The organism is Mobilicoccus caccae (assembly GCF_030161635.1).
GTDB classification, from domain to species: Bacteria; Actinomycetota; Actinomycetes; order Actinomycetales; family Dermatophilaceae; genus Mobilicoccus; species Mobilicoccus caccae.
The window spans coordinates 3,706,452-3,730,857 of record NZ_BSUO01000001.1 but is presented as its reverse complement, the minus strand read 5'-3'; the positions used below and the strand labels follow the sequence as shown (position 1 = coordinate 3,730,857).

At 70.7% G+C, this 24,406-nt stretch carries 21 protein-coding genes, 1 tRNA gene and 2 pseudogenes; 9 read left to right on the top strand and 15 right to left on the bottom strand.

Features of this window, described 5'->3' with window-relative positions:
• Position 1 precedes the first annotated feature (1 nt).
• The 8 genes and pseudogenes from QQK49_RS18240 to QQK49_RS18210 form a co-directional block, all read right to left on the bottom strand.
• A complete protein-coding gene (locus QQK49_RS18240; RefSeq protein WP_284305215.1) occupies positions 2-1,576 on the bottom strand; it encodes a protein kinase domain-containing protein in 1,575 nt (524 codons plus the stop codon).
• Positions 1,573-2,253: a penicillin-binding transpeptidase domain-containing protein gene (locus QQK49_RS22975; RefSeq protein ID WP_348536231.1), complete on the bottom strand. Its 681-nt coding sequence runs from the start codon at positions 2,251-2,253 to the stop codon at positions 1,573-1,575. Before QQK49_RS22975 ends, QQK49_RS18240 begins: the two co-directional genes overlap by 4 nt.
• 106 nt (positions 2,254-2,359) lie before the next feature.
• Positions 2,360-2,983, bottom strand: a pseudogene (locus QQK49_RS23400) (penicillin-binding transpeptidase domain-containing protein); the annotation flags it as partial.
• A 38-nt stretch (positions 2,984-3,021) separates the two neighbouring features.
• Positions 3,022-4,323 carry an FtsW/RodA/SpoVE family cell cycle protein gene (locus QQK49_RS18230; RefSeq protein ID WP_284305214.1) on the bottom strand — a complete coding sequence of 434 codons (1,302 nt, stop codon included), beginning with the start codon at positions 4,321-4,323 and terminating at the stop codon, positions 3,022-3,024.
• A complete protein-coding gene (locus QQK49_RS18225) occupies positions 4,320-5,636 on the bottom strand; it encodes a PP2C family protein-serine/threonine phosphatase (RefSeq protein ID WP_284305213.1) in 1,317 nt (438 codons plus the stop codon). The genes QQK49_RS18230 and QQK49_RS18225 overlap by 4 nt, the downstream gene beginning before the upstream one ends.
• 2 nt (positions 5,637-5,638) lie before the next feature.
• The gene (locus QQK49_RS22960; protein WP_348536229.1) at positions 5,639-5,944 is read right to left on the bottom strand and encodes an FHA domain-containing protein FhaB/FipA; all 306 of its coding nucleotides are present in this window, start codon (positions 5,942-5,944) and stop codon (positions 5,639-5,641) included.
• Positions 5,945-6,113: 169 nt separating this feature from the next.
• Entirely contained in the window at positions 6,114-7,205 is a 1,092-nt protein-coding gene (locus tag QQK49_RS18215; protein ID WP_431310549.1) for an FHA domain-containing protein, read from the bottom strand.
• A gap of 147 nt (positions 7,206-7,352) precedes the next feature.
• On the bottom strand, positions 7,353-7,799 hold the full coding sequence (locus QQK49_RS18210; protein ID WP_284305211.1) for an SRPBCC family protein: 447 nt from the start codon (positions 7,797-7,799) through the stop codon (positions 7,353-7,355).
• A 97-nt stretch (positions 7,800-7,896) separates the two neighbouring features.
• Here QQK49_RS18210 and QQK49_RS18205 point away from each other — a divergent pair.
• Positions 7,897-7,982 (top strand) — tRNA-Leu (locus QQK49_RS18205).
• Between the two features lie 255 nt (positions 7,983-8,237).
• Here QQK49_RS18205 and QQK49_RS18200 read toward each other — a convergent pair.
• The 3 genes from QQK49_RS18200 to QQK49_RS18190 all read right to left on the bottom strand — a co-directional run bounded on the left by QQK49_RS18200 (position 8,238) and on the right by QQK49_RS18190 (position 11,226).
• Entirely contained in the window at positions 8,238-9,014 is a 777-nt protein-coding gene (locus tag QQK49_RS18200) for a polysaccharide deacetylase family protein (RefSeq protein ID WP_284305210.1), read from the bottom strand.
• A 377-nt stretch (positions 9,015-9,391) separates the two neighbouring features.
• Positions 9,392-10,327 carry an acetamidase/formamidase family protein gene (locus tag QQK49_RS18195; RefSeq protein WP_284305209.1) on the bottom strand — a complete coding sequence of 312 codons (936 nt, stop codon included), beginning with the start codon at positions 10,325-10,327 and terminating at the stop codon, positions 9,392-9,394.
• Between the two features lie 158 nt (positions 10,328-10,485).
• Positions 10,486-11,226 (bottom strand): hypothetical protein, encoded by a 741-nt coding sequence (locus QQK49_RS18190; RefSeq protein ID WP_284305208.1) that lies wholly within the window; start codon positions 11,224-11,226, stop codon positions 10,486-10,488.
• A 138-nt stretch (positions 11,227-11,364) separates the two neighbouring features.
• On the opposite strand from QQK49_RS18190, the pseudogene QQK49_RS18185 reads away from it, so the two are divergent.
• Both QQK49_RS18185 and QQK49_RS18180 read left to right on the top strand, forming a co-directional pair.
• A pseudogene (locus tag QQK49_RS18185) lies at positions 11,365-11,682 on the top strand (TetR/AcrR family transcriptional regulator); the annotation flags it as partial.
• A gap of 110 nt (positions 11,683-11,792) precedes the next feature.
• Entirely contained in the window at positions 11,793-11,996 is a 204-nt protein-coding gene (locus tag QQK49_RS18180; protein WP_284305207.1) for a WHG domain-containing protein, read from the top strand.
• Between the two features lie 121 nt (positions 11,997-12,117).
• Here QQK49_RS18180 and QQK49_RS18175 read toward each other — a convergent pair whose 3' ends face one another.
• Together QQK49_RS18175 and QQK49_RS18170 are read right to left on the bottom strand one after the other, a co-directional pair.
• Entirely contained in the window at positions 12,118-13,020 is a 903-nt protein-coding gene (locus QQK49_RS18175) for an SDR family oxidoreductase (protein WP_284305206.1), read from the bottom strand.
• A 78-nt stretch (positions 13,021-13,098) separates the two neighbouring features.
• On the bottom strand, positions 13,099-13,404 hold the full coding sequence (locus tag QQK49_RS18170) for a hypothetical protein (protein ID WP_284305205.1): 306 nt from the start codon (positions 13,402-13,404) through the stop codon (positions 13,099-13,101).
• Between the two features lie 309 nt (positions 13,405-13,713).
• On the opposite strand from QQK49_RS18170, the gene QQK49_RS18165 reads away from it, so the two are divergent.
• Positions 13,714-14,424 (top strand): hypothetical protein, encoded by a 711-nt coding sequence (locus tag QQK49_RS18165; RefSeq protein WP_284305204.1) that lies wholly within the window; start codon positions 13,714-13,716, stop codon positions 14,422-14,424.
• Between the two features lie 92 nt (positions 14,425-14,516).
• On the opposite strand, the gene ggt is transcribed toward QQK49_RS18165, so the two are convergent.
• Both ggt and QQK49_RS18155 read right to left on the bottom strand, forming a co-directional pair.
• Entirely contained in the window at positions 14,517-16,337 is a 1,821-nt protein-coding gene (ggt, locus tag QQK49_RS18160; protein ID WP_284305203.1) for a gamma-glutamyltransferase, read from the bottom strand.
• Positions 16,338-16,606: 269 nt separating this feature from the next.
• A complete protein-coding gene (locus tag QQK49_RS18155) occupies positions 16,607-17,470 on the bottom strand; it encodes an aminotransferase class IV (RefSeq protein ID WP_284305202.1) in 864 nt (287 codons plus the stop codon).
• Between the two features lie 214 nt (positions 17,471-17,684).
• Between QQK49_RS18155 and QQK49_RS18150 the strand changes: the two genes are divergently transcribed.
• From QQK49_RS18150 to QQK49_RS18130, 5 genes are all read left to right on the top strand, one after another.
• Positions 17,685-18,605, top strand: coding sequence for an exodeoxyribonuclease III (locus QQK49_RS18150; protein ID WP_284305201.1), 921 nt, complete (start codon positions 17,685-17,687; stop codon positions 18,603-18,605).
• A 118-nt stretch (positions 18,606-18,723) separates the two neighbouring features.
• Entirely contained in the window at positions 18,724-19,884 is a 1,161-nt protein-coding gene (locus QQK49_RS18145; RefSeq protein ID WP_284305200.1) for a M4 family metallopeptidase, read from the top strand.
• 4 nt (positions 19,885-19,888) lie between these two features.
• Positions 19,889-20,311 carry an antibiotic biosynthesis monooxygenase family protein gene (locus QQK49_RS18140; protein WP_284305199.1) on the top strand — a complete coding sequence of 141 codons (423 nt, stop codon included), beginning with the start codon at positions 19,889-19,891 and terminating at the stop codon, positions 20,309-20,311.
• A 125-nt stretch (positions 20,312-20,436) separates the two neighbouring features.
• Positions 20,437-23,820, top strand: a complete 3,384-nt coding sequence (locus tag QQK49_RS18135) for a pyruvate carboxylase (protein WP_284305198.1) — start codon at positions 20,437-20,439, stop codon at positions 23,818-23,820.
• A gap of 169 nt (positions 23,821-23,989) precedes the next feature.
• A complete protein-coding gene (locus QQK49_RS18130) occupies positions 23,990-24,406 on the top strand; it encodes a cupin domain-containing protein (RefSeq protein WP_284305197.1) in 417 nt (138 codons plus the stop codon).

Genomic DNA, 24,406 nt, shown 5'->3' with positions numbered 1-24,406 from the left:
CTCACTCCTCCGGCGTGCTGGTGGTGTCGGGATCGGGTGACCCCGTCTTCGGGGTCGGGTCCGCGCGTTCGGTGTCGACCCCGACACCCGCGCCGGCGGGGCCACCGGGCCCACGGGTGCCCTGTGCGCCGGTGGCGGGGGCCTCCGGCTCGGAGTTCTCCGGCGGTTGCGGGTCCTCGGTGGGCGGGGCCTCGGTCTCCTGCGGAGGGGCCTCGGTCGGGGTCTGCGTCTGCGTGGGTGTCGGCGTCTCCTCCGGCGCCGGACCGCTGGAGACGTCGAGGGTGACCGTGGAATTGCGGTCGAGGCGGCCGCTCGGGGACAGACCGATGACCTGACCGCGCGGGGCCTCGTTCTCACGCTCGGCGCCGCGTCGCGCCTGCAGACCGAGGCCCTGGAGGCGCTGGGCGGCCTCGTCGTAGGACAGGCCGATGTAGTCCGAGGCGGTGACCTGCACCGAGTCGTCGGTGGTCTCGGTCTGGGTGGGCGTCGGGGACTGCGTGGCCGTGGTCGGTGCCGGCGTCGGAGTCGTGTCGCGGCTGCCATCACCGAGTGCCTGAGCGATCAGGAACGCGCCGACGACGAGAAGCAGCACGAGCGGGATGATCCAGAACAGGGGGTTCTTCTTGCGCTTCGGCTCCTCTGCGGGCGTCTCCTGGACCCGCGTGGTGCGCCGCGGTGGCACGGCAGCGCCTGCCGGAGCCACCCGGGTCGCCGGGGAGAGACGCTCGGTGGCGGCCATCGGCGCCGTCACCGGGAAGCCGCCGGTGGGGGCACCGCGGAGGGTGTCGGCCAGCGCGCGGGCGCTCCGGGGTCGCTCGGAGGGGGCCTTGGCCAGGCACGCCATGATGACGGCAGCCAGGGCGGGCGGCACCGTGTCGGGCAGCGGCGGGGGCGGGGTGGTGACGTGCGCCATCGCGGTGGCGACGGGCGACCCCTCGTCGAAGGGGCGGGTGCCGGTGAGCATCTCGTAGGCCACGCACCCGAGCGCGTAGATGTCGCTCGCCGGCGAGACCGGTTGTCCCGTCGCCTGCTCGGGCGAGATGTACTGCGCCGTGCCCATGACCTCACCGGTGCGCGTGATGGGCACGGCGTCGGTGGCGCGGGAGATGCCGAAGTCGGTGAGCTTCACCTCGCCGCTCGGCTTGACGAGGATGTTCGCCGGCTTGACGTCGCGGTGGATGACCCCGCGGTCGTGGGCGGCCTGCAGGGCGTGCGCGGCCTGGGAGACGATCGAGATCGTCCGCTCGGCCGACAGCCGGCCGTTCTCGGCGATGATCGCCGACAGCGGCTGTCCCTTGACCAGTTCCATGACCAGCCAGTTCGCTCCCGCGTCCTCGCCGTAGTCGTACACCGCGGCGATGTTCGGGTGCGACAGGGCGGCGGTGTTGCGGGCCTCCTCACGGAAGCGTTGGGCGAAGCCCTCCTGGTCGGCCAGCCCCGGACTGAGGAGTTTGATCGCGACGATGCGCCCGAGGACCTGGTCGGTGGCCTCCCAGACCTCTCCCATCCCCCCGACGGCGATGCGTTCACCGAGGGTGTAGCGATTGCCGAAGACAGCGCCGGTCGTGAACTTCATGGGGCGATCACTGCTTTCATCACATCGCGGGCGATCGGCGCGGAGATCCGTCCTCCGGCCGCTTCACTGCCTGCGTTGCCACCGTCCTCGATGACGACGGCAACGGCGATCTTCGGGTCGTCCGCGGGTGCGAACGACATGAACCATGCGTGGGGATTCCGGCCTTCGCCGTGTTCGGCGGTGCCGGACTTGCCGGCGACCTTGATCCCGTCGATCCGGGCCCTGGTCCCGGTGCCGTCGGTGACGACCTTCTGCATCATGCGGCTGAGGGCTCCGGCGGTGTCCTTGGACACGGCCCGCCCCAGCTCGCGGGGTTGGGTCTGGTCGAGCACGGCGAGGTCCGCGCCCTTGGTCTGCCGCACGAGGTAGGGCTGCATGACGACGCCCTCGTTCGCGACCCCGGCGGCGATCATCGCGACCTGCAGCGGCGTGACGCGCACGTCGTACTGTCCAATGGCCGACAGCGCCTCCTGCGGCTTGTTGATCTGCTCGGGCACGCGGCTCGGGCTGACGGCCATGGGGACCGACAGTTGCTGACCGAACCCGAACTTGCCGGCCTGGTCGCGCAACGCCTGCGCCCCGAGCTCCATGCCGAGCCACCCGAAGGCGGTGTTGCACGACTTCGCCAGGGCGTCGGTCAGGCTCGGGCGGCCGTCGCCGCAGGCCCCCGCCCGCATTGGGCAGTTCGATGTTCGTCTGGGGCAGGGGCAACCGGGCGGGTCCAGGCAGCTCGCTGTTCTCATCGAACCGCTTGGACTCCAGCGCCGCTGCGGCCGTGACGACCTTGAACACCGAGCCCGGCGGGTAGGTGTCGCCGCCGATGGCACGGTTGACCAGCGGCCGGCCGGGGTTCTCGTTGAGGTCGGCCCATGCGGCCTGGACGCGGGCGCTGTCGTGCCCGGCGAGGCGGTTGGGGTCGAAATCGGGGTGGCTGACCATCGCGAGGATCGCGCCGGTGCGGGGATCGAGGGCCACGACGGCACCCCGCTGATCTCCCAGCCCCTCCTCGGCGGCCTGCTGGGCGCGACGATCGATGCTCAGCTCGAGGTTGATGCCGCTGGGCTGGCGTCCGGTGATGACGTCGCCGAGCCTGCGGAAGAACAGGCGCGGATCGTCGCCGGTCAGGAGCTTGTCGGCGGCACTCTCGAGGCCACCGCCCGCGCCGTAGATGAACGAGTGGTAGCCGGTGATGTGGCTGTACGTCGGGCCCTGCGGGTAGCTGCGCTGGTAGGCGAACTCGTCCTCGGTGCGCTGGCTGAGGGCCACGGCCTGGTTGCCGACGAGGATCTGGCCGCGCTCGCGGCTGTAGGTGGCGAGCAGGGTGCGCCGGTTGCCGGGCTTGTCGCGCAGCTCCTGGGCCTGGAAGAACTGGATCCACGTCGAGGACACCAGCAGCGAGCAGAACATGATCGCCATGACGAGGGCGAGCCTGCGGATCGGGTTGTTCACGACGTCACCACCGCCTGACCGCTCGGGGGCGTGGCCATCGGTTTGGCCGGCGGGACGGGTCGCCTCGCGTGGTCGCTGATCCGCAGCAGGATCGCGACGATGGCCCAGTTGGCGAGGAGAGAGGACCCGCCCTGGGAGAGGAACGGCGTGGTCAGGCCGGTGAGGGGGATGACCCGGGTGACGCCGCCGACGACGACGAACAGTTGCATCGCGATGGAGAACGTCAGGCCCGTCGCGAGGAGTTTGCCGAACCCGTCGCGGGTGCCGAGGGCGGTGCGCAGACCGCGCTCGACGAGGAGTCCGTAGAGCATGAGGATGGCGAACAGTCCGACGAGGCCGAGCTCCTCGGCGAAGCTCGGGACGATGAAGTCGCTCTCGGCGAAGTACGTCAGATAGGGATGTCCTTGTCCGAGGCCGGTGCCGAGCAGGCCACCCGCACCCATGCCCATCAGGCCTCGGACCAGCTGGTCGCTCTGCGCCAGAGCCGCGTCCGACCACGGGTCGAGCCAGAACATGACGCGTTGCTGGACGTGGTCGAAGAGCAGGTAGGCCAGGTAGGCGCCGCCGGCGAACAGTCCCAGGCCGATGGCGATCCAGCTGATGCGTTCGGTGGCGACGTAGAGCATCGCCACGAACAGTCCGAAGAACAGCAGGGAGGAACCGAGGTCGCGCTCGAGCACGAGGACCATGAGGCTGGCGATCCACGCGATGAGGATGGGCCCCAGGTCGCGGGCGCGCGGCAGCGGGAAGCCGAGGATCTTGCGGCCGACGAGTGAGAGGGCGTCGCGCGTCTGCACCAGATACCCGGCGAAGAAGATCGCGAGCAGGATCTTGGCGACCTCACCGGGTTGGAAGGACAGCGGACCGATACCGATCCAGATGCGCGCGCCGTAGATCTGGCGCCCGAGCCCGGGGACGAGCGGGAGCAGCAGGAAGATCAGACCGGCGGCCATGAACGTGTAGGTGTAGCGGCGCAGCCTGCGGTGGTCGCGCAGGAACACGAGCACCAGCGCGGCCACGACGACGGCCAGGGCGCTCCACATGACCTGTCGGCCCGCCATCTCGCTCTCGGGGCCCTTGGCGAGGTCGAGGCGGTGGATCATCACGAGTCCGAGGCCGTTGAGCAGCGACGCGATCGGCAGCATGAGGGGGTCGGCGTAGGAGGCCCGCCAGCGCAGCACGATGTGGAACCCGACGGTGAGGGCCAGGAGGGCGCCGCCGTGGGTGAGGAGGTCCAGCGGCACGGTGTCGTTGACGCCCAGGCCGACGGCGACGTAGGCGAGCAGCACGATCGTCACCGCGAGCAGGATGAGCGCGAGTTCGACGTTGCGCCGGGTGCGGGGGAGAACTGGCTGACCGTGGTCACGACCCCCCGATCCGCAGGGGTGCCCATGCTGCGTTGGGTCCGGCAGGCGTCGGCGGTCTGACGCAGGCTCTCGACGCGGGAGATGGCCGCGGCGCGGTCGTCGACCGAGATGCGGGAGTCGACGGCGCCGCGTTCGAAGGGCGGCAGGTCGGACAGCGGGATCGAGGTGACCTGATCGAGGGTCGACAGGCGGATGGGGCCGAGGTCTTGGGGCAGGCCTCGGTAGACGGCCACGTAGGCCCCGTCGTCGCCGATGAAGTACCGGTCGCGGGTCCAGTCGTAGGCGGCGTAGATCGCGCCGGCGAGGGCGAGGATCACCAGGGTCATGACGGCGGCGACGCGCCACCAGGGGCGGCGTGGGGCGTCGGTCTCGTCCTCCTCGTCGTCGACCGTGCCGAGGGCCTCGCGGCGCAGGGCCGCGGCCTTGGCCGCCGGGGACAGGGCCACGGGCTGGGTGAGGTCGGCGCGGCGTTCGGCGACGGCGCCGACGATGATCGGCTGGCTGGAGGGGCTGGTGCTGGTGTCGACGATGTCGCCGATGACGACGGTGACGTTGTCGGGGGCACCGGCGCGCAGCGCGAGGTCGACGAGCTTCTCGGCGGTCTCGTCGGGGCCCATGCCCGAGCCCACGACCTCGGCGATCGTGTCGCGTCCCACGTAGTCCGACAGCCCGTCGGAGCAGATGAGGTAGCGGTCGCCCAGGTGGGCCTGCCGGATCGACAGGTCGGGCTCGTCCTCGGGGGCGCCGGTGAGGACGCGGGTGACCAGGGAGCGTTGTGGGTGGTGCTCGGCCTCCTCCTCGGTGATGCGGCCGGAGTCGACCAGGCTCTGCACGAACGAGTGGTCGCGGGTGATCTGGGCGAAGTGCCCGTCGCGCAGCAGGTGGGCGCGGGAGTCGCCGATGTGGACGAGGGCCAGCCCGAGGGGGCCGCAGCGCATGAGGGCAGTCAGCGTGGTGCCCATGCCCTTGAGCTCGGGGTTGTCCTCCATCGCGGTCGACAGGGAGGTGTTGGCGGTCGCGAGCGTGCGGGCGAGGATCTCCAGGGCGTCGTCGGAGCCGTGGCTGTCGCCGTCGAGGGGGGCGAGGCGGGCGATGACCAGCGAACTGGCGACGTTGCCGCCGGCGTGTCCACCCATGCCGTCGGCGACGGCGAGCAGGTGCGGTCCGGCGTATCCGGAGTCCTCGTTACGGCTGCGCACGAGACCGACGTCGGTGCGCGCCGCGAAGTGGATCGCGAGCGTCATCGTCAGCGGCCCAGTTCCAGGACCGTCGTGCCGATGCGCAGCTGTGTGCCCTCCTTGAGCGGGGTGGGTTCGGTGATGCGGTGCCCCTCGACGAAGGTGCCGTTGGTGGAGTCGAGATCTTCGGCGTACCAGGAGCGGTCCTCGAAGTAGACGCGCGCGTGGCGTCCGGAGGCGTAGTCGTCGTCGATGACCAGGGTGCACTCGGGGTTGCGGCCGAGGAGGACCCCGGATTCCTTGAGGGGGACGGTGGAGCCGCGCAGGCTGCCCTCGACGACGGCGAGGACCGACAGGGGCCGGCGTCCGCGCAACCGGCGGGGGCGTTCTCGGTGGGTCGGACGCGGCTGCGGCCGGTGCCGCCGCGCTGGACGATGCGGGTGCCGTAGAGGTCGCTGCGGATGACGCCGACGATGCTGAACACGAAGATCCACAAGAGGGCGAGCAGGCCGATGCGGACGACGAAGAGGGTGAGTTCGCCCATCAGCGCTCCCCGAACCGCACGGAGAGGCTGGTGCGGCCCACGGTGATGCGGTCGCCTTCGGCGAGGCGGGACGTGGTGATGCGCTCGCCGTTGACGAAGGTGCCGTTGGTGGAGCCGAGGTCGCGGATGCTCGCCACGAGGTGCGGGCCGTCGTGGGTGACGCGGATCTCGCAGTGGCGCCTGCTGACTCCGGAGTCCTCGAGGGTGATGTCGGCGGCCGCGTCGCGCCCGAGGACGGTGATGGCGGACAGCAGCGGGTAGGAGTCGTGGCCGAGTTCGAGCCAGGGGCGCCGGGCGGCGGCGCGTGGTGGCGCGGCGGGCGGCGGGACGGCGTCGGCGCGCGCGGTGGGTGGGGAGGTGCGGTCCTCGCCGGCCCACGGGTCGTCGGCGGCGTCGTCGTAGCCCGCTCGGGGGTTGTCGGCGTCGTCGTCGGGCCAGGCGGCGAGGTCGTGGGCCCGTTGTTGTTCGAGGGCCTGGCGGTCGCCGTCGTCGCTGAGTTGTCGACGCGCGTCGGTGAATCCGGGTGGGACCTCGGCGGGGTCGTGGGTGTCGTGGGGGTCGGGGTAGGCGGCGCGGCGTGCCGCGGCCGTTCCGGCGGTCGCTGCCGCGGCGGCCTGGGCGGCGCTGCCGGCGAGTCCGACGTTGCCTTCGGCGGCGGCGGTGGCCTGGGGGGTGATGAGTTCGTTGCGCGGCCGGGGGCGGTGGCCGGGCCGGGAGGGGCGTGGCTCGCGGGCGCTGGCGGGCAGGACGCGGAAGACGCCGGTGTCGAGGTCATCGCTGTCGACGAACTCGACATACATGGGGCCGCCGGGGGTGTATCCCTGAGATTCGGCGTGTTCCTGCACCGATGCGACGAGTTCGGTGCGCAGGACCTGCTCGTACTCGTTGAGCCGTTCGTAGTCCGTCGGAGCGAGTTCGACGGTGAAGGCGTTGGGCACGATGGTGCGTCCTTGGGCGACCACGGCCGCGCGGTCGTCCATGGCGCGGCGCATGGCGGAGGCGATCTCGACCGGCTGGACCTCGGCCTTGAACGCGCGGGCGAATACGCCGTTGACGACGCGTTCGAGCTTCTGCTCGACACGATCGAACAAGCCCATATCGGTATCCCCTCCTCCGCAATCGACTTCCAGGGTATAGGCCACGTTCGGGAGTCGCCTGCACCCTGAGCACCGCTCAGGCCAAGTCTTGACCGTGATGACACCACCCGCGGGGGTGTCGAGTTCGCTGTCGTGCCGGGCTCATCCCCCTTTCAGCAGTCGCCGGAGGACGTGCCGGTACGCGGCGGCGGCCACCCGTTCGAGGATCGGATCGGCGGCCCGCGGGAGCGGCGCGAGCCCGATCTCCTGGGTCCAGGTGACCCGGGAGCCCGACGCCGCCGGCTCCACCCGGGCGTCGATCCGCCCCCGCACGACCCGGCCCGACTTCTCGACGATCGCCCGGCCGTGGTGGTTCCCCTCGCTCGGGGCGTCGAAGCGCCGCACCTCCATGACGTCGTCGACGGCCAGCCGCCCCAGCCCGGTGCGCGCGACGAACCTCCCACCGACGCCGAGAGCCGCGCCCGCCGTGCCGTCGCCGCGCAGGCGGGTCAAGGGGATGACGCGGGTGTGTGCGTCGAGGTCCCAGATGCGTCGCCAGGCCTCGGCCGGGGTCAGCGGCGTGGTCAGGCGGACGGTGAACGTGCCCATGACCGCAGCGTGCCACCACCCACCGACAACCCTTCGCGCGACGCCCGGGAGGCCGGGTTGGCACTTGGGCCCCATCTCTGGGAGGATTGCTCGGCGCGCGCGAGTGGCGGAATAGGCAGACGCGCACGGTTCAGGTCCGTGTGCCCGAAAGGGCGTGGGGGTTCAACTCCCCCTCGCGCACCATGGGTAGTTCACAGTAACTACCTGTTGCGGTTTCCCGAAGCTCCCGACCGGAGACGATCCGGTCGGGAGCTTCGTCGTTGCCACGGCAGGTGTGCCACCGGGTGGAACTCTCACCGGACGCCTGAAAACCCCCGATCACACTCGCCCAACTGTCGCGGGTCGGCCGGCGGCCAAGCCCCGAAGACGAAGAAGACTCCCGGTCCCCTCAGCCCGGGAGTCTTCTGGTGTCGGAGCGGCTGTCGCCGCAGTGGGTGCTCAGCGGCAGGCCGGGAGCTTCTCGAAGCGGTAGCCCTGGGCCGTCATCGTCTTGAGGACGGTGCGCAGACCGGCGATGGTCTGCTGGCGGGGACCGCCGCCGTCGTGCGTGAGGATGATGCTGCCGTTGCGGGCGGGGCGTAGTGCGTTGCGGGACACGACACCTGCTCCGGGGCGGGCCCAGTCTCGGGTGTCGACCGACCACATGACCACGCTCTTGCCCTGGCTCCGCGCGACCTTGCGGACGGTGTTGTTGACGAACCCGCCCGGCGGGCGCATGCACGTGGTCCGGCCGATCACGGCGTCGGTGCGGGTGAGCTGGCTGCGGATCCCCGCCGCGGACAGCTTGTTGAGCCACGGGTGGCTGTAGGTGTGGTTGCCGATGGCGTGACCCTGGGCGCGCACCCGCCGCACGAGGGCCGGGTTGGCCTTCGCGCTGCTCCCGATCATGAAGAACGTCGCCTTCGCGTTGTACTGCTTGAGCAGCGACAACACCTGCGGGGTGAAGCGGGCGTTCGGGCCGTCGTCGAAGGTCAGGTACGCGACCTTGCCCCCGCGGCGCGCCTTGTTGGCCTTGCGCGGGGCCTTCCCCTTGGACACCCCGGCCACCTGGGCCGCGTTCAGAACCTGCGTCTGAGTCTGAGTCCGTGCCTGCGCCTGACCCGGCGCGGCCGTCGACGCCGACGATGTCTGCCCCTCGATCGACACCAGGCTCAACGCCGTGGCGCACGCGACGGCGGCGACGATGGTGCGGCCTGCCCGGCGACCAATACGCATGTGAATCTTCCCCCTCGTGATGGGCGGCCGGGTCTCGGCCGCACCATCAGAGTCGACTCACGCATTCTCCCATCCCCCACGCCCATCTCTCAGCGAGCTCACAATGTCGGGCGCAGGATTCCGCCCCCTCATCCAGCCGCGCAACAGGGTCCTGAACAGGCGATTCGCGCCGTTTCGACGGTGCCTCCCGCCAGCGCTCGGGCGGCGCGCAACGGCGGTCCCACGGATCGAAGAACAACACCGACAACATGAATGAGACCGTGTCAACCATCTGCCCAGGTGGGCGGTGTTCAGCCGGTGGTCGATGTCGTCCGTGTTGTTCTTCGGCGGCGCGACACGGCGTTGAACGTGGGCGCAGGACTCGGGAGGCGAAGGTGTCAGCGCCGGTTCATCACCGATTTCGGGAGGTAGGCGGTGACGACCCAGTTGGGGGCGTCGACGACCTCGCTGATCTTGAGATCGACCACGACGCTGCACAGCAGGTAGGCATCGCGCGGCTCGAGGCGGTACTCGCGCCCGAGCAGGTCGATCATCGCCCGCACCGCGTCCTGCGCGGCCTTCATGAGGTCGGGCGCGACGCCCATCGTCGCGTGGTGGCCGGCGTCCTCGATGCCGGCTCGCAGCGGGCCGGTGGTCTCGAACTGCGGGCCGGGGATGACGCGGTCCTTGTGCAGGCGGACCCGCACGGCGCCCTGCATCGAGCCCAGTTCCATCGCCGAGACGCACACCTCCCCGTCACCCTGAGCGCCGTGCGGATCGCCGAACGCCAGACGGGCCCCGGGCAGTTGCACCGGCAGGTAGAGGGTCGAGCCGACGACGAGGTCGCGGCAGTCCATGTTCCCGCCGAAGTAACCGGGCGGCATGACCGGAGTCGGTTCGGCCACGTCGGGCGTCACGGCCATGACCCCGAGGAACGGCCGCAACGGGATCGTGGCCACGTCGTGGAACGCGACGCTGCTCTGGTTCTGGATGTCCCACCGGTAGAGGTACGCGTCGTCGAAGTCGTCCGGAAGCAGCCCGAGCCCGGGGATGGAGGCGGTCCACGCCCAGTCACCGGTGGTGAACTCGAGGGGTTCGAGCGAGACGACGTCTCCCGACTCGGCGCCCTCGACGACGACCGGCCCGGCGAGGGGATACACCCGGTCGAAGTCGAGTGCCGGAGGGTTGGCACCGGTCTGCGCGTCGTCGTAGACCCCACCCGAGGCGTCCTGCACCGTGAACTCGACGACATCGCCGTCGGAGACGGTGAGAACGGGCTCGTGCTCGGTGGACCAGAGTCGGAACGGGGGTCCGGGGATCTCGTGCGTGGTCATCGGCGGTCCTCTCGGTCGAGCCGGGTCGGCCCTTCCGACCTTAAAAGGCTGTTCGTCGCGGATGGCCCTCGGCCGGGTCGACCGGGCGGGTCGACACCAGGTCCGACGTCGCTCGTCGAGACCGCCGCCCGAGCATGAAGCGGGACTATAAAGGCTGCCTACCTAGTGGTGTCATCCGCATAAGCGCAGGTGGGAGCGTCGTCGTGGCCGCCAAGACCTCCGACCTCGCGCGTTATGGTCCCGTTTGGTGCTCGCTGCACCCCCTCGTGCCCGCGGCGGACGCGGCCGGCGTGGCCGTTCCGTCGGGCCGCGTGCCACGCGAGCAGCAGGGCGGCGCCGAGGGTCACGATCCCGAACCCCACGCGTCCCGCCGACGGCAGGAAGAACTGGGGCAGCGCTGTCGCGATACAGGCTCCGAGCGGAGCCGCCGCCCAGCGCGGGGAGCCGACGCGGGCCCACGCGAGCGCCGAGGCGATTCCCGAGACCGCCAAGGACAGCAGGCCGGCGCCGAACATCGTCATGGCCACGCCACCGTTGCGGATCTGCTGGGCCACCTCCAGCGCGCCGAGGTCACCGGCCGCCGCGTGCTGACCGAGGACGTGCAGCGCGAACGTCTCCGCGCCGTAGTAGGGCAGGACCAGCACCAGTCCGGCCAGGCCGCACCACCGCGCGACCGCGCTCAGGCCGCTGGGCGCGACGTCGAACATCCGCACCCCCAGGCGCGCCGCCGAGGCCAGTGCCGCCATGCCGCTCACGTGGGCGACCACCCACCAGGGCGAGGCGAAGGCCGCAGCGATCGCGTGCGGGTCGGCGCTCGCATCGCCGTACGGGCGCGTCGTCAGGTACAGGGCCATGAACACACCGGTCCCCACGGCGGGAGCCACGAGTCGTCGATCCATGAGACATCTCCTTCGATAGTGAGAGCAGTGCTCTCGAAGTGATGACATGAATCTAGAGCGGTGCTCTCGCATTTTCAAGAGCAGTGCTCTCGGATATGCTCGGCGAGGCCTGATCGACTCCCGACGAAGGTGGGACCCATGGGAATCCGTGACGACGCGCGCAGGGTGACGACCGCCGCCATCCTCCTGGCCGCACGACGGGAGATCGCCAAGCACGGGGGTGGCGGACTGTCGATGCGCAGGGTCGCGCGGGAGGTCGACCTGGTGTCCTCGGCGGTGTACCGCTACTTTCCGAGCCGCGAAGCGCTGCTGACGGCGATGATCCTCGAGAGCTACGAGCACCTGGCCGATGCGCTCGCCGAGGCCGAGCCTGGTCGATGGGCGTCCACGGCCAGGGCGCTGCGGGCATGGGCCACGGCAAATCCCCATGAGTTCCAGTTGATCTACGGCACGCCCGTGCCCGGCTACGTCGCGCCACCCGAGACCGTCCCCGCAGCGGCGAGGGTCGCGGCCCCTTCCTCGCCGCGGGCGCAGGACACGAGGTCGCCGAGTTCACGGACGCCGCGTTGCGCTCGCAGATGCGGGAGGTCGTCGACGCCACCCCCGGCGCGAATCCGGCGGGCGCCGCGGCGGTCCTGGCCGAGTTGGCGGCCCTCGTCGGCTTCGTCGGCCTCGAGCTGGCCGGCCACTTCGTCGGGACCGCGGAGCCGGCCGACGCGCTGTTCGAGGCTGTGATCAGGCGTCAGGAGCGCACTCTCGGGCTGGCGTAGGCATCGGCCGGCCCCCGCGCGGTCGGAATCCTCCTCGCGTGCGGGGGTCGGTCGGGCCGGCAGATCGACGAAGCGCCCCCTGCCGCGTGGCAGGAGGCGCTTCGCGTGAGTGGTTCTCGGATCAGAAGACGGCCTTGCCGCCGGTGACACCGATGATCGAGCCCGAGACGTAGCTGGCATCGGCGGGCGAGGCGAGGAACACGAAGGCCCCGGCGCACTCCGAGGGCTGCCCCGCGCGGCCGAGCGGCGTGTCGCCACCGAACTGCTCGACCTTCTCCTCCGGCTGGGTGGCCGGCTGCAGCGGCGTCCAGATCGGGCCCGGGGCGACCGAGTTGACCCGGATGCCCTTCTCGCCCAGCTCGGAGGCGAGGTTGACGGTGAAGTTCGTGATCGCGGCCTTGGTGGAGGCGTAATCCATGAGCCCGGGCGACGGCTGGTAGGCCTGCACCGAGGAGTTGTTGATGATGCTCGCGCCCTTCTTCAGGTGCGGCACGGCAGCCTGCGTGATCCAGAACAACGCGTAGAGGTTGGTCTTGAAGGTGCGGTCGAGCTCTTCGGTGGTGATGTCGAGCATCGAATCGCGGCGCGCCATCTGGAACCCGGCGTTGTTGACGAGGATGTCGAGGCCGCCGAACGCCTCGACCGTGTCCTCGACGATCTTGGTGCAGACCGACTCCTCACGGATGTCGCCCGGAAGCAGCAGCGCCTTGCGGCCGGCCTTCTCGATCCACTTCTGGGTGTCCTCGGCGTCGGGCTGCTCCTCGGGCATGTAGGAGATCGCCACGTCGGCACCCTCACGGGCGTACGCGATGGCGACGGCGCGGCCGATGCCGGAATCGCCGCCGGTGATGAGGGCCTTGAGGCCCTCGAGCTTGCCGGAGCCTTCGTAGGTCTGCTCGCCGTGGTCGGGCAGCGGGGTCATGTCGCTGGTCAGTCCGGGCGGCTGCTGCTGCTGAGCAGGGAACCCGCCCTGGTCGGTGACGAGCTTCTCGGCGTTGCGGGCGACTTCGGGGTTCAGCGTCATGCCCGTCCCATTCCCCGGTGTCGAAGGTCGCAAACCGGACACACCACCGCTTTGCGGGGTGCGTCGGTGCTCCGACGATCAGAGGCGGACGAGACGAACCGGCGGTGCGTCCGGGCTGTCCAGGGAGAACGCGAACACGGCGCCGGGCTCGGCTGCGGCGGCCTGCACCTCACGCTCGTCGGCGGTCGGGCCGCCGTAGCGGCGGAAGGTCGAGGTGAAGACGCTGTTGCCGGCGATCTGGAAGGCCGAGAGCGCGTCGGCCTGGCTGTCGGCGGCCACGACGAGGCGGGCGCGGGTGGCCTCGGCGTCGCCGAGTGCGTCGGCGACGTCGGCATGCACCTTGGCGGTGACAGCGAACACGGTGGAGGCGGACGGAGCCGTCATCGGAAGATCCTTCAGGTCGTACGTCAGGGGATGGTGGCTTCGTCGCCGCTGGAATTATCGACACGCGCCGCCCGTGAACCAAGTTCTTCGGGGCGATGTTCCGCCAGATGTCGTCCGGTGTTCGGCGGGCGCTGCGCCGACTCGACGCCGGCGCTCGCGGGGTTCGCGTACACCGTACGCACGCAGGGGAGTTCAGGAGCCCCCAGGTCTGGCGTCCCCGCCGTACCCAGCGGGACGGACGACGGAGGGTTGTCCACAGCCGCCTCGTGGGCGCCGATCGTCAGCGCCTGGTCTTTCTAGCGTCGCCGCATGAAACGAACCCAGGTGCCCCTCGCACTCGTCGCTCTTCTCACCCTGTCTGCCTGTGCGGCCCCCGCTGCCGGAGTCGGTCCGGCACCTGCGGCGCCCACGTCCGTCTCGTCGATGCCGCCCGAGCCGGCGTCACCGACCCCCACCGACGCTCCGCGCGCGCCCGATCGCATCGCCCAGGCGGTGCCGAAGGAGATCGTCCCGGTGGCGTTCGGGCAGACCGTGACCACTCCAGCAGGCGTGTCGGTGCGCATGGATCCCCCCAAGGGGTACGCGCCCGGAAAGCTCCGGTCCTTGGGCAGGGATGGAACGCCGATCCCCCCGTCGTCCGAACCCCTCACGGTCATCAGGGTGCAGGTGACGAACGGGTCGTCCGCCGCGCTCGCACTCAACAGCATCCGGACGTACCTCACCCGTGACGGCGAACCCGTCACGAAACCGAAATACACCTTCAAGACCTTCAAAGGTCTGGAGAAGGAGCACTGGCTGCGGCCGGGTGGGGAACTCACGGTCGACTACGCACTGAGGGGGCCGGCTAACGGGGTGTGGGAGGCCGAGGTCGCAGGATTCGACGAGCAGGTCGTGGACCTCGTCCCGTGGGCCCGATTCGCCTCTGATCCCGCGTTGCGGGCCGCGACGACCGCCATGCGCCTGCAGTCCCCGAAGCCCGGACCCCGGACCGAGCACGGCCGGCCGCTCGACGAGCAGTGACCTCACGCGGTGGGGGGTGGAGTCGCGGACGGGGATCGGTGTGCGCGCGCACCTCCCGATCCCCGCCCGGACTGCTGTGACCCGGAGCCCCGTCAGCGCTTGCGAGGCTCGACGACCATGGCGGATCCGCCACCACCTCGCGTGGGTTCGACGGCCGGGGTGAACACGCCGCGCGCGGGCATGGCGATCGCGGTGGCACGCCCGATGGCCTCGGCCTTCGTCATCGGTTGACCCATCGCCTTGAGCGCCGCGCCGGTCTTGGTGTCGATGATGCGGGCCTCGGCGGTGGCTCCCGTGTTGCGCGAGGAGATCCGCGGGGCGGCCACGGCGCCGACGGGGGTGAGATCACGGTCGACGTACCCGAGCAGGATCTGCGCGGTCGTCGTGATGATCGTCGATCCACCGGCCGCGCCGGCGGCGAACACCGGGCGTCCGTTCTCCAGCACGATCGTCGGTGCCATCGACGAGCGGGGTCGCTTGCCCGGCGCGGGGAGGTTGGGGTGCGGCACGCCCTTGGTCGGGGCGGTGAACTCGAAGTCCGTGAGCTGGTTGTTGAGCAGGAAGCCGTACCCCGGCACGACCATGCCCGAGCCACCGAACGCCTCGATCGTCGAGGTGTAGGAGGCGACGTTGCCCCACTTGTCGGCCACCGTGAGGTGGGTCGTCGAGGATCCTTCGTTGACCCCTCCCGTCTTGCCCGGAGCCACCGGCCCGCAGGAGGTGTAGGACCCGTCGGGCTCACCGAAGGCGATCGGCCGCGCGGCGGCCTTCTCCGGGTCGAACCCGCAGGCCCGCTCGGCGGCGAATCCGCTCGAGAGGAGCTCCTTGACCGGAACCCCCTCGACGTCGGCGACCCAGCGGTTGCGGTCGGCGAACGCGGTGGCGCTCGCGTCGGCGAAACGGTGCAGGTACTGCACGTCGTCGGTGGCAGATGTCGCTGTGTCCGTGCGCTTCTCGTACGCCGACATGAGGTTGAGGATCTCGGCGACGGCGATCCCTCCGGAGCTGGGCGCCGGCATGCCGTAGACCTCCATGCCGCGGTAGCTGCTGACGACCGGGTCCTTGCGCAGCACCCGATAGGCGTGCAGGTCGGCGGTGGTCATGCCACCGGTGGGCACCGTGACACCGTCGACGGTCTTCGGGCGGTTGACGGTGTCGACGACGGCCTTGCCGATGGGGCCGCGGTAGAGGGCGTCGATGCCGTCCTTGCGGAGCAGTCCCAGGGTCTTGGCGAGGTCGGGCTGTCTGAGCACCGTGCCCGGCTGCACGGGCTCCCCGCCCGGCAGGAAGACGGCGGCCGTGGCCGGGAACATCGAGAAGCGTTTCGCGTTGTCGGCCGTCGCCGCGCTGAAGGCCTCGTCGACGACGAAGCCGCGCTCGGCGATGCGCTGTGCGGGGGCGAGCATGTCCGTCAGTGAGCGCTTGCCCCATCGGTCCAGAGCGGCCTGCCAGATCGCGGGGTTGCCGGGAACGCCCACCGACAGACCGGAGTTGACGGCCTTGTCGAAGTTCATCGGCGTTCCGTCGGCCTCGAGGAACGAGGTCTCGGTCATCGACTTCGGCGCGGTCTCCCGGCCGTCGAGGGTCTTGACCTGCTTGTTCTTGGCGTCGTAGTAGACGAAGAACCCGCCACCACCCATGCCGGTGGCGTAGGGCTCCACGACGTTGAGGGCGGCGGTGGCGGCGACGGCCGCGTCGGCGGCGGTCCCACCCTTCTTCAGTACATCGATGGCCACCTGGCTGGCGACGGGGTCGACGGAGGCGACGGCACCTCCGGATCCGGTCATCGTGGCCGCCTTGGGCAGTCGATGACCGACGGGCGGGTCGGAGGTCGGGGTGGCGTGGGCGGCGGCGGCAGGGGTGAGGAGGAGGGGAAGGGCAGCGGCGAAGGCGAGTCCGGCTCGGCTGTTCATGCACTCGGACCCTACGGCTTCCCTGCCACCGGTGGAAGATTCCTGGAGAAACGGCTGATGATCGTCTGGGTCGATGACGTCGTCTGAGGCTATCTCGCGTTGTCACTAGAGAGTGATAGAGGGCGGCATCGTCCGCAGATGGTTCCCTGAAGGTGCCGCCCGGCAGCAGTCGATGCAGTCTTCTCGCCACGTATCAGCAGAAGCCTAGATATGGCCAGAATGTGGAATCGGGCCCGATCTCTCCGGCAGGTCCAGACGTCGTGCCGGGGTCAGAACCCCGCGAGGCGTCGGACGACGTCGTCTCCGGTGGTGTCGGTGGGCAGGTCGACGTCGTCGAGGCGGCGGATCGGCGCGACGCCGCGCACGCTGGAGACGAACCACGCACCGTCGGCCGCGCGGACGTCGGCGGGGGTGAACAGGCGATGGGTCAGCGTGTACCCCTCCTGAGGGGCCGCCTCTGCGATCCGGTCGATCGTGATCGAGGCGAGGACACCGGTCGCGCCGGTGGGGGTGGTGGCCAGCTCGCGCCCGTGACGCACGACGATCGCCGAGGTCGGTGCCTCGAGCGCGAATCCGTCGGTGGAGACGAAGAGCGCGTCGTCGGCGCCGCGTCGATGGGCCTCCTCCTTGGCGGCGAGCTTGGTCGCGTAGGCGATGGTCTTGACGCCGCCCAGCAGCCACGGCGCGTCCGCGTAGGCGTCCGAGGCGACTCCGCGGCTCAGGGTGGCCACCGTGATGCCCTCCCGCTGACGGAAGGTCTCCTCGCCGATCTCGGTGAGCGTGACGTAGGCGACGGGCCCCGCCGGCAGCGTCTCGCCACCACCGGTGAGGACGAGTTTGAGCATCGCCTCACCGTCGCCGGCGTACACGCGGCAGGCCTCCTGCGTGAGGTCGTGCCAGGCGGCCGGCTCGGGGCAGGGGATGCCGAGTGCTGCCGCCGACCTGTGCAGACGCGCGATGTGGAGCTCGAGGACGTCGATGTCCGCGACGCCGGCCGCGAAGCGCACCCGGGTCGCGTCGAAGCAGCCGTGACCGCGCGTGAGCCCGAGATCGTCGACCCCGACCACCGGTGTCGCGGTGGGGACGACGCCACGACCGAGGAGCACGGCCACCTGCTGCAGTGTGTTCGACATGGGGGCGAGCCTACGGGGATCCGCGAGTGGCCGAGGGGGAGGGAGAGAGGGGTCGATGACGCTCGCTAGCGCTCACTACGCCATTTGCTAGAGAGGCGTAGCTCCCGATGAGCACGCTGACGACCCACCTGAAACCGGAGGGCGCGGGAGGGCGCGGAGCGGTGGGTACAGGGGCCGGCTGGGGGTGTCGGTGCCGCCTCCTAGGATTCCGGGCATGCGTGTCGCGAGCTTCAACGTCAACGGGATCAGGGCCACACAGCGGCGAGGGTTCTCCGAGTGGCTCGACCGGCGGGGGTGCGACGTCGTGGCGCTGCAGGAGGTGCGGTGCCCGGCGGACATGCTGCCGGAGGGGGTCTTCGGCGACTACCACCTCACCTACGACCAGGGGACCATCAACGGCCGCAACGGGGTCGCGGTGCTCACCCGGCAGCCGCCCGCAGCGGTCCGGGCATGGGGCGCCGGGGTGCTCGTGCGCGCCCCGGGGGAGTCGCACGTCGAGCCCGTCCCGCACGACGTCGCGTGGCCACTGGCCCGTGACCTGCGCGGATTCGCCGGCGACGGGCGCTACGTCGAGGTCGACCTCGCCGACGCGCCCCTGACGGTGGCCTCCCTCTACCTGCCCAAGGGCGGGTTGCCGGCCGAGTTGCAGAAGCCCGGAGGGCGCGACGAGCCCGACGGCGGAGCCAAGTACGCGCGCAAGATGCGGTTCCTCTCCGGCTTCGCCCGCCACCTCACCGCCGCACGCCGGGCGGCGGCCTCCCGAGGCCGGCAGTACGTCGTCATGGGCGACTTCAACGTCGCCCACACGCGCCAGGACCTGCGCAATTGGCGCACCAACCAGAAGTCCGAGGGGTTCCTGCCCGAGGAGCGGGAGTGGTTCTCCTCGATCACCTCCCCGCGCACCCTGATCGACGTCGTGCGGCACGTGCACCCCGAGGCCGACGGGCCGTACTCGTGGTGGAGCTGGCGCGGTCAGGCGTTCACCAACGACACCGGCTGGCGTATCGACTACCACCTCGCCACCCCCGCCCTGGCGCGCAGCGCGACCTCGGCCGTCGTCGACCGTGAGGGCAGCTACGAGGAGCGCCTGTCCGACCACGCGCCCGTCGTCGTCGACTACGACTACGACTACTGAGGCGCGACTGCGGCGTCGCGGCCTGTTCCCCCTGCGAGTTCGACTGGGCGACCAAGTCATTGGATCTCGCCTCGCCCGTAGACGAAGGACTGTCGGTGTTCGGTGCTGTGATGGCCACATGACGACGCACCGGCCGCCGGTCTGCGGCATCCTTCCGCCCTATCTCCTCCGCACCCTCGCCCAACGCACGGGCGAACCGGCGGTGGCCCGAGCCGCCGAACACACCCTGCTCATCGAGCGCACCCTGCGCACCGAGCGGGAGGTCCGGGCCCACGCTCCTCACGACCGCGGCCGGCCTCCGGGGCCGGGGTTCGTGCCCGACCGGTTGCGCTCCGCGCCCGCGCCCCCGCGCCGACGCCCGACGGTGACCACCGAGGAGGCGAGCGAAGGTCCCGCCTCCCCGCAGCGGTCGGTGCACGACGCCGAGCACGGTTCGTCGCTGCCGGGCACCCTCGCGCGCTCCGAGGGCCAGGGCCCGCACGCCGACGAGTCGGTCAACGAGGCCTACGACGGCCTGGGCGCCACGTGGCGTCTGTTCCAGCAGGAGTTCGGCCGCGACAGTCTCGACGGCGCAGGCCTCCCGCTGGTGGCCTCCGTGCACTTCGAACGCGACTACGATAACGCGTTCTGGGACGGCCGGCAGATGGTGTTCGGCGACGGCGACGGCAAGGTGTTCCGCTCGTTCACCGACAGCCTCGACGTCATCGGTCACGAACTCGCCCACGGCTTCACCCAGTACACGGCCGGATTCGTCTACGTGGGGCAGTCGGGCGCGCTCAACGAGCACGTCTCCGACGTCTTCGGGGTCCTCACCGCGCAGTTCAACGCCGACGTCGACGCGAACGCGGCCGACTGGCTCGTGGGCAAGGAGTTGTTCACCGAGGCCGTCAACGGCAAGGCCCTGCGGTCGATGATCGAACCCGGCACGGCCTACGACGACCCCCAGCTCGGCAAGGATCCGCAGCCGGCGTCGATGGCCGACTACGTGACGCTCCCGCACACGGCCGAGCACGACAACGGTGGCGTGCACATCAACTCCGGCATCCCCAACCGGGCGTTCGCGCTCGCGGCCCGCGAGGTCGGTGGGCGCGCCTGGCAGACGGTCGGGCCGGTCTGGTACGACGTGATGACCGCCGGAGAACTCGCCAAGGACGCCGACTTCGTCGCGTTCGCCCGCGCCACCCTCGCGGCCGCGCTCGCGCGCTACGGCGAGGACTCGCCCGCGTGGCGGGCCGTCGACGGGGCCTGGCGCGAGGTCGGGGTCGAGACGGCAGGATGAGGCCATGACCGTCATCAAGATCAACGCCATCACCGTTCCGGCCGACTCCGGCGACGAACTCGCCCACCGCTTCGCCGCCCGCGCGGGCGCCGTCGACGACCAGCCCGGATTCGAGGGATTCGAGCTGCTCAAGCCCACCGACGAGGGGCGTCACGTGTGGCTCGTCGTCACGCGCTGGGCCGACGAGGAGTCGTTCCAGGCGTGGCTGACCTCGCGCGACTTCGCCCACGGGCACGGTCAGGGACGCCCCGGCGGCGAGGGTGAGCAGGCCGCCGGTCAGGCTCCGCACGGGCACGGCGAGGGACACGGCCAGGCCCACGGTGAGGGGCACGGCGAGGGCCACGGTGGGTCGCCCAAGCCCGTCGGGCTCAGCGCCGAACTGTGGGGGTATGAGGTGGCCGGAGGCAGTACCGGCCGCACCTCCTGAGCCGCGCCTCGCCGACCGCCCCGCCCGCGGGGTGAACACAGAGAGGAACGCGGACCGCACCGCAGCGGGACTCCCGCTACGGTGCCTGAACCGCGTGTCGCCCTGCCAGCGAAGGAGTCCGGCCCATGTTCAGCAAGATCCTCGTCGCCAACCGGGGTGAGATCGCCGTCCGGGCGTTCCGCGCCGCTACCGAGCTCGGCGTCAAGACCGTCGCCGTCTTTCCGTACGAGGACCGCAACAGCGAGTACCGGTTCAAGGCCGACGAGGCCTACCGGATCGGCGAGGAGGGCCACCCGGTCCGGGCGTACCTCGACCCCCAGGGCATCGTCGAGGCCGCGGTGTCGGCCGGGGTCGACGCCGTCTACCCCGGGTACGGATTCCTCTCGGAGAACCCCGAACTCGCCACCTTGTGCGCCGAGGCCGGGCTGACGTTCGTCGGCCCACCGGCGGAGGTGCTGCACCTGACGGGCAACAAGGCGCGGGCGATCGAGGCCGCCAAGTCCGCGGGGTTGCCGACGCTGAACTCCACCGAGGCGAGCGACGACGTGGAGACGCTGCTGGGCCAGGCCGAACAGGTGGGCTTCCCGCTGTTCGTCAAGGCCGTCAGCGGCGGCGGCGGTCGTGGCATGCGGCGCGTCGACGACGAGGCCGGTCTGCGCGAGGCCCTCGAGGCCGCGATGCGCGAGGCGGAGTCGGCGTTCGGCGACGCCCGCATGTACCTGGAGGAGGCGGTCGTTTCACCCCGGCACATCGAGGTGCAGATCCTCGCCGACGCCCACGGCCAGGTCATCCACCTGTTCGAGCGTGACTGCTCGGTGCAACGGCGTCACCAGAAGGTCGTCGAGCTCGCCCCCGCGCCCAACCTCGATCCCGAACTGCGGGAGCGCATCTGCGCCGACGCCGTCGCGTTCGCGCGCGAGATCGGCTACGTCAACGCGGGCACCGTCGAGTTTCTGCTCGACCCCACCACCGGCCGCTACGTCTTCATCGAGATGAACCCGCGCATCCAGGTGGAGCACACGGTCACCGAGGAGGTCACCGACGTCGACCTCGTCTCCTCCCAACTGCGCATCGCCGCAGGTGAATCCCTCGCCGACCTGGGGTTGGCGCAGGAGGACATCCGTATCCGCGGGGTGGCGCTGCAGTGCCGCATCACCACCGAGGACCCCACCAACGAGTTCCGTCCCGACACCGGCAAGATCACGGTCTACCGCGCGCCGGGCGGCGCCGGCATCCGGCTCGACGGCGGCACCGTGTTCGACGGAGCGGTCATCGGCGCGCACTTCGACTCGATGCTCGTCAAGCTCACCTGCCGCGGCCGCGACCTGTCGATGGCGGTCACGCGGGCGCGACGGGCGCTCGCGGAGTACCGCATCCGTGGCGTCAACACGAACATCGGATTCCTGCAGGGTGTGCTGAGCGACCCCGACTTCGTAGCCGGCAACGTCACGACCTCGTTCATCGACGACCGCCCGCACCTGCTCCACCCGCGACCGTCGGCCGACCGCGGCTCGAAGATCCTGTCCTACGTCGCGCACGTCACCGTCAACAAGCCCTACGGCGAGCACCGCGTGAGCGTGCACCCCCGGCACAAGCTCCCCGCGGTGGATCTGCAGTCGCCACCCCCGGACGGCGCGCTGCAGTGTCTGCGCGACCTGGGCCCCGAGGGATTCGCGGCCGACCTGCGCGCGCGCACGGCGGTCGGCGTCACCGACACCACGTTCCGCGACGCGCACCAGAGCCTGCTCGCCACCCGCGTCCGCACCCGCGACCTGCTCTGGGCCGCACCCCACGTCGCGCGACTCACCCCCGAACTGCTCTCGGTGGAGGCCTGGGGCGGTGCGACATACGACGTGGCGCTCCGGTTCCTGTGGGAGGACCCGTGGGACCGCCTGGCCCAGTTGCACGAGGCGATGCCCAACCTGCCCATCCAGATGCTGCTGCGCGGTCGCAACACCGTCGGATACACGCCCTACCCCACCAAGGTCACCGACGTGTTCGTCGAGCAGGCCGCCAAGACCGGCGTCGACGTGTTCCGCATCTTCGACGCGCTGAACTCCGTCGAGCAGATGCGGCCGGCCATCGACGCCGTGCGGGCCACCGGGACGGCGATCGCCGAGGGCGCGCTCTGCTACACGGGCAACATGCTCAGCCCCGGCGAGAAGCTCTACACCCTCGACTACTACCTGCACCTGGCGGAGGAGATCGTCGAGGCCGGCGCCCACGTCATCGGCATCAAGGACATGGCCGGTCTGCTGCGGCCGGCCGCCGCGGCGAAACTGGTGACCGCGCTGCGTGAGCGGTTCGACCAGCCGGTGCACCTGCACACCCACGACACCGCCGGCGGGCAGATCGGCACGCTGCTCGCCGCGATCGACGCGGGAGTGGACGCCGTCGACGCCGCCACGGCCACGATGGCGGGCACGACAAGCCAGCCGTCGATGTCGGCGCTGGTGGCGGCCCTGGCGGGCACCGAACGCGACCCCGGGTTGTCGTTCGAGGCCGTTGCCGGACTCGAGCCGTTCTGGGAGACGACCCGGCAGATGTACCAGCCGTTCGAATCGGGACTGCCCGGGCCGACGGGACGCGTCTACCGACACGAGATTCCGGGCGGGCAGTTGTCCAACCTGCGCCAGCAGGCCATCTCACTCGGCCTGGGGGACCGCTTCGAGCGCATCGAGGACATGTACGCCGCCGCCAACGACATGCTCGGCAACATCGTCAAGGTGACCCCGAGCTCCAAGGTCGTCGGCGACCTCGCGCTCGCCCTCGTGGGCGCCGACGTCGATCCGGCCAAGTTCGAGGCCGACCCGCAGAACTACGACATCCCGGACTCGGTCATCGGGTTTCTCAACGGCGACCTCGGCGACCCGCCCGGTGGATGGCCGGAGCCGTTCCGCACCAAGGCCCTTCAGGGTCGGGCGTTGCCGCCGCCGCGGGAGGAGGAGCTGTCGGCCGAGGACGAGCAGGCGCTGGCGGAGCGGCCGACCGACACCCTCAACCGGTTGCTGTTCCCCGGCCCGACCAAGGAGTTCGAGGAGGCGTTCGAGAAGTACTCCGACCTCTCCGTGCTCGGCACGGTGGAGTTCCTCCACGGTCTGCAGGTCGGCGTCGAGCACCGGGTCGAGATCGAGCCCGGCAAGGTCCTGCTGCTCGGGGTGCTGTCCATCGGTGAGCCCGACCAGCACGGCATGCGCACCGTCATGTGCACGCTCAACGGGCAGACACGCCAGGTCGAGGTGCGCGACGAGTCGGTGCAGTCGACGGTCAAGGCCGCCGAGAAGGCCGACCCGAGCGTCGCCGGTCATGTGGCTGCTCCCTTCGGCGGGGTCGTCACCCTCAAGGTCGAGGTCGGCGACACCCTGAACCAGGGCGACCCCGTGGCCACCATCGAGGCCATGAAGATGGAGGCCACGATCAGCGCGCCGACCTCGGGCACCGTCGAGCGGCTCGCCATCGGCGCGCAGGGTCAGGTGGAAGGAGGAGACCTTCTCGTCGTCCTGTCCTGACGTCCGGGACGATCGATCCCACGTATCAAGACTCCAGTCTGTGTTCGACGCTGTCGATCGGCGTGATCGAGGCCGTCTCACCCCCGGTGCACCCGGTGGGCCGCTGCGCCTCGTAGCGTGGAACCGAGGCGATCGTCGATCGCACCCCGTCCGAGCTGAAGGAGAGCGCATGTCCGTCGAGCTGACCGACCACGGCCCCCACCCGTTCGTCATCGACATCGAGGAGGCCACCCTCGCCAACACCAACTACCGCACCACGCTCTGGACCGGGCCCAACATGCAGCTCACGGTCATGGCCATCGCTCCCGGTGACGACATCGGCCTCGAGGTGCACGACGACCACGACCAGTTCCTGCGCATCGAGGCCGGCCGCGGCAAGGTGCAGATGGGACCCGCGGAGGACGACCTGTCCTTCGAGCGCGAGGTCGAGGACGACTTCGTCGTGCTCGTGCCCGCCGGCTCGTGGCACAACATCACGAACATCGGCGACGAGCCGCTCAAGGTCTACTCGCTCTACGCGCCGCCGGAGCACGAGCACGGCACCGTGCACCCGACCAAGGCCGACGACCACGGCCACGACCACTGA

Bases quoted from the DNA above. Each gene is read 5' to 3' on its own strand.
- QQK49_RS18170 (WP_284305205.1), bottom strand. From the start codon at position 13,404: ATGACGGCTCCGTCCGCCTCCACCGTGTTCGCTGTCACCGCCAAGGTG.
- QQK49_RS18145 (WP_284305200.1), top strand. From the start codon at position 18,724: ATGACGACGCACCGGCCGCCGGTCTGCGGCATCCTTCCGCCCTATCTC.
- QQK49_RS18200 (WP_284305210.1), bottom strand. From the start codon at position 9,014: ATGCGTATTGGTCGCCGGGCAGGCCGCACCATCGTCGCCGCCGTCGCG.
- QQK49_RS18150 (WP_284305201.1), top strand. From the start codon at position 17,685: ATGCGTGTCGCGAGCTTCAACGTCAACGGGATCAGGGCCACACAGCGG.
- ggt (WP_284305203.1), bottom strand. From the start codon at position 16,337: ATGAACAGCCGAGCCGGACTCGCCTTCGCCGCTGCCCTTCCCCTCCTC.
- QQK49_RS18240 (WP_284305215.1), bottom strand. From the start codon at position 1,576: ATGAAGTTCACGACCGGCGCTGTCTTCGGCAATCGCTACACCCTCGGT.
- QQK49_RS18195 (WP_284305209.1), bottom strand. From the start codon at position 10,327: ATGACCACGCACGAGATCCCCGGACCCCCGTTCCGACTCTGGTCCACC.
- QQK49_RS22975 (WP_348536231.1), bottom strand. From the start codon at position 2,253: ATGCGGGCGGGGGCCTGCGGCGACGGCCGCCCGAGCCTGACCGACGCC.
- QQK49_RS18165 (WP_284305204.1), top strand. From the start codon at position 13,714: ATGAAACGAACCCAGGTGCCCCTCGCACTCGTCGCTCTTCTCACCCTG.
- QQK49_RS18140 (WP_284305199.1), top strand. From the start codon at position 19,889: ATGACCGTCATCAAGATCAACGCCATCACCGTTCCGGCCGACTCCGGC.
- QQK49_RS18225 (WP_284305213.1), bottom strand. From the start codon at position 5,636: ATGACGCTCGCGATCCACTTCGCGGCGCGCACCGACGTCGGTCTCGTG.
- QQK49_RS18190 (WP_284305208.1), bottom strand. From the start codon at position 11,226: ATGGATCGACGACTCGTGGCTCCCGCCGTGGGGACCGGTGTGTTCATG.
- QQK49_RS18210 (WP_284305211.1), bottom strand. From the start codon at position 7,799: ATGGGCACGTTCACCGTCCGCCTGACCACGCCGCTGACCCCGGCCGAG.
- QQK49_RS18130 (WP_284305197.1), top strand. From the start codon at position 23,990: ATGTCCGTCGAGCTGACCGACCACGGCCCCCACCCGTTCGTCATCGAC.
- QQK49_RS18175 (WP_284305206.1), bottom strand. From the start codon at position 13,020: ATGACGCTGAACCCCGAAGTCGCCCGCAACGCCGAGAAGCTCGTCACC.
- QQK49_RS18155 (WP_284305202.1), bottom strand. From the start codon at position 17,470: ATGTCGAACACACTGCAGCAGGTGGCCGTGCTCCTCGGTCGTGGCGTC.
- QQK49_RS18135 (WP_284305198.1), top strand. From the start codon at position 20,437: ATGTTCAGCAAGATCCTCGTCGCCAACCGGGGTGAGATCGCCGTCCGG.